Source organism: Limnospira fusiformis SAG 85.79 (genome assembly GCF_012516315.1).
Lineage (GTDB): Bacteria > Cyanobacteriota > Cyanobacteriia > Cyanobacteriales > Microcoleaceae > Limnospira > Limnospira fusiformis.
On the sequence record NZ_CP051185.1, the window covers coordinates 139,593 to 150,845 of the forward strand.

Below are 11,253 nucleotides of genomic sequence, written 5' to 3' on the forward strand. Positions count from 1 at the left end.
CAGACCACCATAAATGGGTAGATTTCAGATTTGAGACTAGATAAATCCGCCCAAATCCGAAATCTAAGAAATCTGAAAATATCTATACGAAGGGGTTGGCAAACAGCAACACCAGAGCCACTACCAGACCGTAAATAGTCAGTGCTTCCATGAAAGCCAAGCTCAACAGCAGAGTTCCACGAATTTTACCTTCAGCTTCAGGCTGACGCGCAATCCCTTCCACCGCTTGACCAGCAGCTTGACCTTGACCCAGACCAGGTCCAATAGAGCCTATACCTACTGCGAGAGCAGCAGCGATTACGGAGGCGGCAGTAGTTAAATTAGATTCCATAGTTGGTTTTGACCTCAATAAAAAAAGTTGACAAGTGAAATTAAGGGTTGGATTTTTAGCCCCCAAACAATCTTATCAGTTTGTTGGCATTTTAACTGAACAAATTGCTCAAACCGAATCAAACTACTCGTGATGTTCTTCGCCGTGTCCTTCCATGGCTTCCGCGATGTAGTTAGCGGCTAGAGTCGCAAAAATCAGGGCTTGAATTGAACCGAGAAATAGACCCAAAACCATCATCGGGATTGGCACAAATAGCGGCACCAACAGCACCAGAACACCGACTACCAACTCATCGGCCACGACGTTCCCAAATAAACGGAAACTGAGGGACAGAGGTTTAGTAAAGTCTTCCAGAATGTTGATCGGTAATAAGATGGGTGTCGGCTGAATATATTTCAGCAGATATCCCAAACCTCTACGGCTAAACCCTGCATAAAAGTAAGCCAGGGATGTTAGCAGTGCTAAGGCTACCGTGGTATTAATGTCATTAGTTGGGGCTGCCAATTCACTGTTAGGGATTTCAAATACCCTCCAGGGAACTAATGCACCAGACCAGTTAGACACAAGGATGAACAAGAATAATGTACCAACAAAAGGTACCCACGGACGATATTCTTTTTCCCCTATCTGATTTTTCACCAGATCGCGAATAAATTCTAGGGCATACTCCATAAAGTTCTGTATACCGCTGGGGATTGTCTGAATATTTCGCGTTGCCGAAATTGATAGTAGCAGGAGTACGCCAATCACGAACCAGGAGGTCATAAATACCTGTCCATGGATTCGCAGATTACCGATATTCCAGTAAAAGTGTTTGCCAACTTCCAATTCCGCAAAGGGAAGTGAACCAAAGGCGTTTACAACATCAAACATTTGCATTTAGGAGAGTTCCCCTATAGGTCAAGGAGTGGAGAATAATTACAACAGTATTTTTACGTCATGGGTTGGGCCTAACCAATAGGCGTAACGTATAGACTAGCAGGGCGGCTTTATAGGTGAGAAACCCCAGAAAAATCGGTAAGATTTTGAGTTGATTCAATTGAGTAGCCACAATTATCAGGGCTGCGAACACAGCTAAACGATTTTTGCTTGGGGATAATTTTTGTGTCCCAATTCGTTCCACGTCTTTCCCCAGCATTCTCAAGTAGACGACACTCAACAGGGCTCCCAAGAGGTAATTTAGGGCAATGGTCCAGGGATAGAACCAATAAACCACCAGGAAGATTACCACTGCCAGCACAATAGTAGTGAGCAACAACTCCCGTTGAAGCTGATAATACTCTCCCATAGAGGAGTCTGGCTCCTGAACGGGAGACCCCATCTCTACAGTATCCCCGGCATCAGACATAAGTTACAGCGATATGATCGGCACGTTTACCCACGGCGTGAACTCCACGAAGCTCTCTAGTGAAGCTTTGTAAGCCAACACAAATAATATCACGGAACGGAAACAATACTTAAAATAAAATTAATTGTTCCCTGAGTACAGAAATTTATAGAGATTGGCTAATTTTTTGTTGAAGTAGGGAAACTACTTGTTCTATGGGGACTTCGGAGGATTCATGGTCTGCTCGTTGCACTAACTCAACTTTACCGGATTTGATGGCTCTCCCTGTGACTATGCGATAGGGAATCCCCACTAGGTCAGCATCTTTGAATTTTACCCCGGCTCTTTCGTTGCGGTCATCTAGTAGGGTTTCGACTCCGGCTTGGTTAAGTTGGCTGTAGAGTTGTTGAGCGATCGCCATTTGTTGATTATCGCTGACATTAGGAACTGTAATGATGACGTGATAGGGAGCGATCGCCACTGGCCAGATTATACCGTCTTTGTCATATGACTGTTCTACCGCCGCCTGAGCCAAACGAGACACTCCCACCCCATAGCATCCCATAACCAGGGGTAAATCCTCACCTGTTTCGCTGGTATAGGTAGCTCCCATAGCTTGAGAGTATTTTGTACCGAGTTGGAAGATATGACCTATTTCTATTCCCCTGGCGCTTTCCAAGGTTTGGCTTGGGTCATGGATACTGCGATCGCCTTTTTTAGCCTTCCGCAAATCAGCGACCAAATCGGGGAGTTTAAATTCCTGTCCCCAATTAGCACCAACGACGTGATAACCGGACTGATTAGAACCTGTGACCAAGTTCTGCAACTCAACTGCTGTGTGATCAACCAATCGCAGGAATTTCGGGGCTATTTGCTTATTATCGCTGATAATGTAGTCATCTTCGAGTGAGGGGGCGATATATCCCAAGGGCAAAGGTTTACTCGCCCATTTTGCTTGTGTCTCTGGGTCGGGAACTGTGAGGGATAATAAGGCTTTCCCCCCATAGCGACTAGCAGCATTAGTGAGTTGATTGTGCAACTTCACCTCATTGACATCTTGATCACCGCGAATACTAACCAGGACTAAAACGGTGATTCCGTTATCATAGACTGCCTGATATAGCACATTTTTGACAACTTGGGTGGGGGAACATTTGAGAAACTCACAGAGGGTGGCGATCGTAGGGGTATTAGGGGTTTCGAGTTTTTGGTAGGTAGTAAAACCGGAGGCTACCGCATCAGGGGGTAAAGATACAGCCTTTTCGACATTAGCCGCATATTTTCCGTCAGGGGTGTATAGTACCTCATCTTCCCCAGCATCAGCTAAAACCATAAACTCCTGGGAACCAGACCCACCAATAGCGCCAGAATCAGCTTCTACTGCACAGAAATCTAACCCACAGCGTCGCAAGATATTACGATAGGCGCGATCCATATCTTGATAGGTTTGTTTCAGGCTATCTTCGCTGGTGTGGAATGAGTAGCCATCTTTCATAATAAATTCACGGCCACGCATTAAGCCAAATCGCGGGCGGATCTCGTCTCTAAATTTAGTTTGGATCTGATATAAATGTAGGGGCAGTTGTTGGTACGAGCGGATCATGTCCCTGGCTACGGCGGTAATTACCTCTTCGTGGGTGGGTCCGAGAGCCAGAGAGCGATCGCGTCTATCTTTCAGGGAAAACATGATACCTTCTGCTTTCGTGTAGGTATCCCAGCGCCCTGACTCTTTCCATAGTTCGGAGGGTTGAACCTGGGGAAGTAGACATTCCTGCGCCCCGGTAGCGTTCATTTCTTCTCTCACAATTTGGGAGACTTTCTGTAGCACCCGCCACATTAGGGGTAAATAGGCGTAAACTCCGCTACCGATACGACGGATATAGCCAGCGCGGAGGAGGAGTTTATGGCTAGGGATTTCTGCCTCTGTCGGGTCTTCCCGCAGGGTGACAAAGAGCATTTGGGAAAGTCGCATCGGTTTGGTTTCCAGAGATATTACGCAACTTTCCATTATAGCAGATATATTTATCCCCTGTCAAGCATATTATGAGTAATTCCCCAGGGAGATTAGGTGGGGGTAGTGATTTTACCAGGTTACCAGATTTTCCCATCTTTCGATAGTTTTAGGTCCAATACCAGAAACACGGGTAACATCATCTAAACTGGTAAAAGGCTGCTGACTGCGTGCTTCTATAATTCGCTGCGCCAAACCGGGACCGATACCGGGAAGGCTTTCTAATTCCGGCTGAGATGCGGTATTGATGTTAATAATTTCTCCTGATGGATGAAAGGGTGTTTCAATGACACCGCCACAATTTTGTTTTTCCCGTTCAATTCTACTTAAAAGCCAACCAGGAACGCCCAAACTTGAATTTTGATATAAGCGCTCAAATTCCCGTTGAAAATGAGCGTTAACGGTGGGATTATTAACGACTAATAAGGTCTCATCATTGGAGTGATTAGCGGCTCGACTCCAGTTATGGGAACCGGTAATCACGATTTGATCATCAATGACGGCAAATTTATGATGAAGGCGATCGCCTTCAGCCAAATTCGGAACTCCGACGGTAGAAATAGGTTGTGACCAAGGGTTATTTCCGGGTTGATATCGACAATTATTAGGCAAAGCAATCCCCATCATATCCAGGGCTTCGCTATAGTAGCGGTAAGCAAACCCAACCTCAATTAATCCCCGGATTTCCACTCCCCTTTGATGAACTGTTTTTAAGGTATCGGACAATTCCTGAGCCGAGAACACAAATAAAGCAAAATTTATGTCATTTCTAGCTCGTTGTAAGGTTTGAGCAATCAAGCCATTAACGCTATTTTCCCAAGGTCTAGTAGCCGAAATAGGGGCAAACTGAACGGTAACAGTTCCTTGACCGACGGAGACTTGTTTAACTCCCCGATGTGGTTTATTAATCCCAAACAGACTATCATTTTCTCCTCCGGGTCCATCTCCCCACATAATTTCAAATTCCCGGGTAAAAATAGCGGCTAACTCCCGGCTATTGATAGACAGCAAATTATTAGGATTACCCCGGCTTTCGGCGGAGTAAAAATCTCCGTGAATATCACTGGTAGTAAAATTCGCAGAGGTGACAATAACTGTATTTTGGTCAACTATGACAAACTTATGGTGCATCAAACCGCTACCCTTCGACCCATCCTCGGTATCATCGATTAAGGGAACATTAGCATTAGCCAGCATAACCAGAGCATCTCTTTGGTTAATTTCTTCAGGTTCGAGGCGACCATTTTGGTTTAAATCCGCCAAGTGCATAAATTCTTGATAACGACCTTTTTCTCTATCGGAAAAGGCGGCAATTTCGGCGGGGGTAAAATCACTAAAGGGGCGACTATATTCATTTTCAATAATGACGCGCACCCGGACTCCTTTTTGATGTTGATTAACTAAGGCTTGAGCGATTTTGGGTAAACGTAATTCCTGAATGGCGACATCTACACTTTGGGAAGCACTGTTAATAGCATCGACTATAATTTGTTCAAGGTTATCACCGAGTCTAGTTTTGGGGCGATAGGGTTCGGTATAGACGGAAGCCTGGGAATGATTAAAATAAACCCGAATCTGTGGATCTTGAGGTAAGGGGTCAACTAAGGGTTGAACAGAAGCATTATGATTAGACCTGATGCTATGGGAATTGCAAGCACAGGAGTTGAGTATAAATACCAGACTAGCGCCCAGCCCAAATAAGCGGGTGACAGGAAGCAAACGCACCATTGATAGTTAATTGTATAGGTAATTGAGAGTTACCGAATTTTTTAGCACTTTTGTTGTGGTTGTTGGGGGAAAATTAAATTAGCTTAACAACTTGAGACTCGGAAAGTCGCTCTGGTACAATAGTCCAGGGGCTAGGGTTAGTTGCAACCCTCATACTATGCTATGCCAAAGAGAAAAAAGACCTTTCCTTGTGGCCATAAAGGTTATGGCCGTGTTTGTCATCGCTGTGAACAAGTCCAAATAGCGGAGGAACAAGAATATCGGGAGTTAGAAGACAGAAAGAACAAGAAACTGGAGTGGGAGGCTTCATTTGCTCAGGATCTTATTGATTTAAGGGGATTACCGGACTATGTTGTAATTAAGGCGAGGGTTATTATTGATGGACTGACCAGCAATAAAAATTATCGGGAGTTTGGTGGGAAGCGGTTGCGCCATAATCGTTTTGTGATCAGTATTCCTGTAACTCGTAACTATCGGATGTTATGCCAGGATAGTGGCAGTTTTCTGATTCCTCAAAAGGTCCTATCCCATGAGGACTATAACGTTTGTAAGCCGGGTAAATTATGACTGTGGCTTTAATGAAGGTTTTTGGTGTGCCTGAGTTCCCTAGTTTGATGATCACTTTGGGTGAGACTAATGCAAATTTACTTAGATTATAGTGCAACTACTCCGACTTGTGCAGAGGCGATCGCTGCTATGCAAGGGGTATTGACGGAAAGTTGGGGTAATCCTTCTAGCTTGCATGAATGGGGTCAGAGGTCGGCTACGGTTGTGGAAGTGGCTAGAACCCAGGTGGCACATTTAATTAATGCGCCGCCTGATGGGATAATTTTCACTTCTGGGGGAACAGAAGCGGATAATTTGGCGATATTTGGGGTGGTCGGTCAATATGATCAGCCTCAACATCTGATTATTTCTAGTGTGGAACATTCGGCGATCGCTGAACCGGTAGGACTATTGGAAAAACGGGGCTGGTCGGTGACTCGTTTACCTGTCGATCGCCAAGGTCGCATTCATCCCCTGGATTTAAAAACCGCTTTACAACCCAATACGGTTTTGGTATCGGTGATTTATGGTCAGAGTGAGGTGGGAACTTTACAGCCGATTGAAACTTTGGGGAAAATAGCCCGATCCCATGGGGTTTTGTTCCATACTGATGCAGTCCAGGTGGCGGGAAGATTGCCCATTGATGTGGAAAATTTGCCTGTGGATATGCTATCGCTATCTAGCCATAAAATTTATGGTCCCCAAGGTGTGGGGGCTTTGTATGTGCGTCCGGGGGTGGAGTTGATACCACTTATGGGCGGCGGCGGTCAGGAGTTTAAATTGCGATCGGGAACTCAGGCGGTCCCGGCTATTGCTGGGTTTGGGGTGGCTGCGGAATTGGCGGCGCAGGAACTTTTATGGGAAACTCCCCGATTGATTAAATTACGCGATCGCTTGTTTGATTTGCTGGCGGATATTCCCTATTTAGTCCCTACTGGCGATCGCTTACACCGACTACCCCACCATGTTAGTTTCTGTGTGGTTCCCCCGGCTGAGGTGACTGGAATTACTGGGAAAACTCTAGTCCGACATCTCAATTTGGCGGGAATTGGTATTAGCGCCGGTTCTGCTTGTCATAGTGGTAAACTTAGCCCTAGTCCGGTTTTGCTGGCTATGGGATATAGCGATCGTGAGGGCTTGGGGAGTATTCGTCTAACTTTGGGACGACAAACTACCGAGGCTGATATCGAGTGGACGGCGATCGCCGTTAAACAAATTTTAGATCGTCTGATTTCTAAACCTCTAGCGATCGCTTTTTAACTCACTCACTCACAGCGCTATCTGAATCAACCCGCCCCACCTATCATTAATTATTAATTATTAATTATTAATTATTAATTATTAATTATCGGGGCGGGTTCTATCAATTCAATTCCCCAGGACTATCTGAATCAACCCGCCCCACCCATTCATTAATTATTAATTATTAATTATTAATTATCGGGGCGGGTTCTGTCAATTCAATTCCCCAGGACTATCTGAATCAACCCGCCCCACTCATTCATTAATTATTAATTATTAATTATTAATTATTAATTATTAATTGTCGATTAAGGAAAATAGACGATCGCCTGTGCGTTGATTTTCCGCCGGAGTTCCTATGGTAATTCTTAAACCACCTCCTGTATGGCGAATTAAAGAACCCTGAGATTTCATAGCCTGTACTATTTGATTTAATCGCTGATCAGAATTATTAGACTTGAGACGACCATAGATAAAATTAGCATCACTCGGCCAAAATTTGAACAGAGGATGATTAGCCAACCGCGTCCAGAGGCGATCGCGTTCCCTAATAATTTCCGGGATGACCTGTTGTAATTCTTCCCGGTGAGTTAAGGCTAACAAAGCCGCTTCTTGGGAGAAACTAGGGAGGTTATAGGGAAGGCGCACCTTTTCTAAGATAGTAGTCAATTCCGGGGAAGTTATAGCATAGCCAACCCGCAAAGAAGCCAACCGAAAAGCCTTAGAAAAAGTCCTTAAAATCACCCAATTAGGATGTTGGGTAATTTCTCCGGCTACTGTGGTTTGACTAAACTCAAAATAAGCCTCATCAATGACTACTAAGATATGTTGGGGAAGACTCCGCAGCCAGTCTAATTCTGCCTCGGTTAAAGCATTAGCGGTGGGGGAGTTGGGATGCACCACAAACACTACTTTAATGGGGGGGTTTTGCTGGTCGAGAATAGCCTGTTTGGCGGCGATTAAATCTATTTCAAAATTCGCCTCCGACCGATTAACTGTGACTACCGGAACCCCTAAAGTTTGGGCGAGAATAGCATACATGGAGAATGTAGGGTTGGCTACTAAAATCGACCCAGAACCATTTAAGCAGGTGGCAATTAACAGAGAACGGATCAACTCATCAGAACCGTTCCCTACAGACACATAATCAGCGGTTATCGGGGTGGAAACCTCGGAAATGGCAGAATTAACATAATTAGCGATCGCCTTTTTAACAGGCTCGTGGCTGCCGTCTGGATAACGATTGGTTTCAATATCCCGTTGATAGATACTCGCCAATTTCTGTTTCAACTCCCCTGGTAGGTCATAGGGGGACTCGTTAGTATCCAGGCGGTCCATAATTAGATCAGACTTAACCGCACTACCAGAGTCTCCACCTGGGTGGGGGGTGTAGGCTTCAAATTGATTCAGATCTTCGCGAATAAATGGCAACATATATATAGAGTGATTTGAGAAACTATTACTCAACCCAAGCAACTAGAGGTTTAAATCAATGGCTGGAAAACAGATTTTGATGCTGGTGGGTGACTTTGTAGAGGACTATGAAGTTATGGTTCCTTTCCAAGCCTTACAAATGTTAGGACATACTGTTCATGCTGTTTGTCCGGGGAAAAAATCCGGGGAAAAAGTCCGAACTGCTGTCCATGATTTTGAAGGCGATCAAACTTACACGGAAAAGCCCGGTCATAATTTTACCCTGAATGCGACATTTGAGGATATACAACCAGAAAATTATCACGCTTTGGTAATTCCTGGGGGCAGAGCGCCGGAATATATTCGCCTCAACCCCAATGTCATTCAAGCGGTCAAGCATTTCGCGGAAACGAATAAACCTATTGCGGCTATTTGCCATGGCGCTCAACTTTTGGCGGCGGCAAATGTTCTCCAGGGTAAACGCTGTTCAGCTTATCCGGCTTGTTCGCCTGATGTTGTTCTGGCTGGCGGACAATATGCTGATATTGCGGTTGATGATGCGATCGCTGATGGTAATTTAGTTACAGCACCAGCATGGCCGGCTCACCCCCGTTGGTTGGCTGAGTTTGTGAAACTACTGGGAACACAAATTATCCATTCTTAGATATCTTTCCCCCTGGCAATAGGCATTCGCCAACCTGTCCCAAAAGCGCGATCGCTAATTTTCAACCCAGGGGGTGCTTGGCGGCGTTTAAATTCTGCGCCCATAACCAATTTTACCATACGTTCCACCGTTTGGCAATCATGTCCGGCTGCAATAATTGTGGCAACAGATTCATGTTTTTCGATGAGCCGATAGAGAATATCATCTAAGATATGATAGGGGGGGAGAGAATCACTATCAAATTGACCCGGTTTTAATTCGGCACTGGCGGGTTTAATCAGGACATTATTAGGGATAATTTCTCGACCTCTGCTTTCATTTAACCATTTGCAAATTGAGTAAACACGGGTTTTCGGCACATCCGCAATTACCGCTAAACCACCATTCATGTCACCATAAAGGGTACAGTATCCGACGGCGATTTCTGACTTGTTACCTGTGGAGAGTAACAGATGACCGAATTTGTTAGAAATTGCCATTAATAAAGTCCCCCTAATTCGGGATTGCATATTTTCTTCAGCAATACCAAATTGAGTCCCGGCGAACAAGTCATATAGGGTGGTATCAAAGGCATTCATAACCGACTCAATTGGCAGTGTTTTGGTGGAAATTCCCAGGTTGTTAGCTAAATCAAAAGCATCCTCAAGGGAATGTTCGGAACTGTAGGGAGATGGCATCAAAACCCCTAAAACTTGCTGACTGCCTAGGGCTTCGGTAGCAATAGCAGCGACCAAGGAAGAATCAATCCCTCCACTTAACCCAATTACCACCTTAGAAAAGCCACATTTTCGGGTATAGTCTCTCACGCCCAAAACCAAAGCCCGCCATATTTCCTCATCTTCATCGAGCAATTGTGTATCGTCACTATTGACGGATTCACCGACAAAGGTAGAACTGTTTGAATCCCATTCAATTATTTGAAAATCGGTCTGAAAAGGGGCTAAACTTTTAACTACTTCACCCCCACCATTAATCACTAGGCTAGAGCCATCAAAAATGAGGTCATCATTAGCGCCGACTTGATTGGTATAAATAATGGGGATTGCGTAGCGGCGGGCGCTGTGAGTTAGCATGGCTTTTCGTAATTGTTGTTTCCCGGCGCGATAGGGGGAACCGGACAAATTTACTACCCAATCAACATGGCGATCGCTTAAATCTTTCATGGGGTCACAGGGATAGTTACGGTGTCCCCAAAACTCCTCATCATTCCACAGGTCTTCGCAAATAGTCACCCCAATTTTTACTATCTCCTCCGAGCGAGGTTTTTTGAAGATTAAAACATCACTAGCTGGGGCGGGTTCAAAATAGCGATGTTCATCAAATACATCATAGGTGGGGAGTAGACGTTTATGGAACACCTGTTTAATCTCACCACCCATTAATAATGCTGCTGTATTAAATAGGGGTTTTCCTCCCAATTCGCTGGCGCGAGGATTGGGGAAAACTGTACCTACTAAAACGGCTAATTCTACGGGTAGTTGTTGGGCGAGTTTTTCGAGTTGTTGTTGGGCGGCATTAATAAAACTGGGGCGGATTAATAAGTCTCGCGGGGGATAGCCAATTAGGGCTAATTCCGGGGTGATGAGTAAACTAGCATCCTCGTTAATAGCGGACTGGGCGGCTTCCAAAATTAGTTGAGCATTACCTGTTAAATCACCGACTGTGGGGTTAATTTGAGCGATCGCAATTTTCATAATTTCACGGCTACCATTTAGGATTGTTGATAAATATTACCATACAGATAGAACTTGCCCATTTATCTAATTTGGACATCTGGTGGTTAGGGAATCTTAAATAACTCAACTCATGGTTATGTTTCCTGAGCGAAAATATGCGTTTTCAATGTTAGTATCCAGGGGAGGGTTCACTAAGGAGGGCAAAATCGGGTTTTGGTCAATATTTCTGCTGAGTTTAAGTCAATTTCTCAGTGTTGACTATTGCCAATCGCCATGGTATCATAAATATGGGAAATTTGGGGTAAACTATCACGG

10 protein-coding genes are annotated in these 11,253 nt (G+C 44.8%); 3 read left to right on the forward strand and 7 right to left on the reverse strand.

Features of this window, described 5'->3' with window-relative positions; all coding sequences use genetic code 11:
- Positions 1 to 82: 82 nt before the first annotated feature.
- The 5 genes from atpE to HFV01_RS00720 all read right to left on the reverse strand — a co-directional run bounded on the left by atpE (position 83) and on the right by HFV01_RS00720 (position 5,397).
- A complete protein-coding gene (gene atpE, locus HFV01_RS00700) occupies positions 83 to 331 on the reverse strand; it encodes an ATP synthase F0 subunit C (RefSeq protein WP_006618460.1) in 249 nt (82 codons plus the stop codon).
- A 123-nt stretch (positions 332 to 454) separates the two neighbouring features.
- Positions 455 to 1,210, reverse strand: a complete 756-nt coding sequence (gene atpB / locus HFV01_RS00705; RefSeq protein ID WP_006618459.1) for a F0F1 ATP synthase subunit A — start codon at positions 1,208 to 1,210, stop codon at positions 455 to 457.
- A gap of 58 nt (positions 1,211 to 1,268) precedes the next feature.
- Positions 1,269 to 1,679: an ATP synthase subunit I gene (locus HFV01_RS00710; RefSeq protein WP_006623171.1), complete on the reverse strand. Its 411-nt coding sequence runs from the start codon at positions 1,677 to 1,679 to the stop codon at positions 1,269 to 1,271.
- Positions 1,680 to 1,824: 145 nt separating this feature from the next.
- Positions 1,825 to 3,630, reverse strand: coding sequence for a proline--tRNA ligase (gene proS / locus HFV01_RS00715; protein ID WP_006669600.1), 1,806 nt, complete (start codon positions 3,628 to 3,630; stop codon positions 1,825 to 1,827).
- 111 nt (positions 3,631 to 3,741) lie between these two features.
- Complete coding sequence (locus tag HFV01_RS00720) at positions 3,742 to 5,397, reverse strand: phospholipase D-like domain-containing protein (protein ID WP_006623173.1); 1,656 nt, start codon at positions 5,395 to 5,397, stop codon at positions 3,742 to 3,744.
- A 162-nt stretch (positions 5,398 to 5,559) separates the two neighbouring features.
- Between HFV01_RS00720 and HFV01_RS00725 the strand changes: the two genes are divergently transcribed.
- Positions 5,560 to 5,964 carry a DUF7682 family zinc-binding protein gene (locus tag HFV01_RS00725; protein WP_006669601.1) on the forward strand — a complete coding sequence of 135 codons (405 nt, stop codon included), beginning with the start codon at positions 5,560 to 5,562 and terminating at the stop codon, positions 5,962 to 5,964.
- Positions 5,965 to 6,033: 69 nt separating this feature from the next.
- Positions 6,034 to 7,203 carry a cysteine desulfurase family protein gene (locus HFV01_RS00730; protein WP_006623175.1) on the forward strand — a complete coding sequence of 390 codons (1,170 nt, stop codon included), beginning with the start codon at positions 6,034 to 6,036 and terminating at the stop codon, positions 7,201 to 7,203.
- 279 nt (positions 7,204 to 7,482) lie between these two features.
- Here HFV01_RS00730 and HFV01_RS00735 read toward each other — a convergent pair whose 3' ends face one another.
- Positions 7,483 to 8,619, reverse strand: a complete 1,137-nt coding sequence (locus tag HFV01_RS00735; RefSeq protein WP_006623176.1) for a histidinol-phosphate transaminase — start codon at positions 8,617 to 8,619, stop codon at positions 7,483 to 7,485.
- Between the two features lie 58 nt (positions 8,620 to 8,677).
- On the opposite strand from HFV01_RS00735, the gene HFV01_RS00740 reads away from it, so the two are divergent.
- On the forward strand, positions 8,678 to 9,262 hold the full coding sequence (locus HFV01_RS00740; protein WP_006623177.1) for a DJ-1/PfpI family protein: 585 nt from the start codon (positions 8,678 to 8,680) through the stop codon (positions 9,260 to 9,262).
- On the opposite strand, the gene HFV01_RS00745 is transcribed toward HFV01_RS00740, so the two are convergent.
- A complete protein-coding gene (locus HFV01_RS00745; protein WP_193520741.1) occupies positions 9,259 to 10,956 on the reverse strand; it encodes an NAD+ synthase in 1,698 nt (565 codons plus the stop codon). The genes HFV01_RS00740 and HFV01_RS00745 overlap by 4 nt on opposite strands.
- Positions 10,957 to 11,253: the final 297 nt, after the last annotated feature.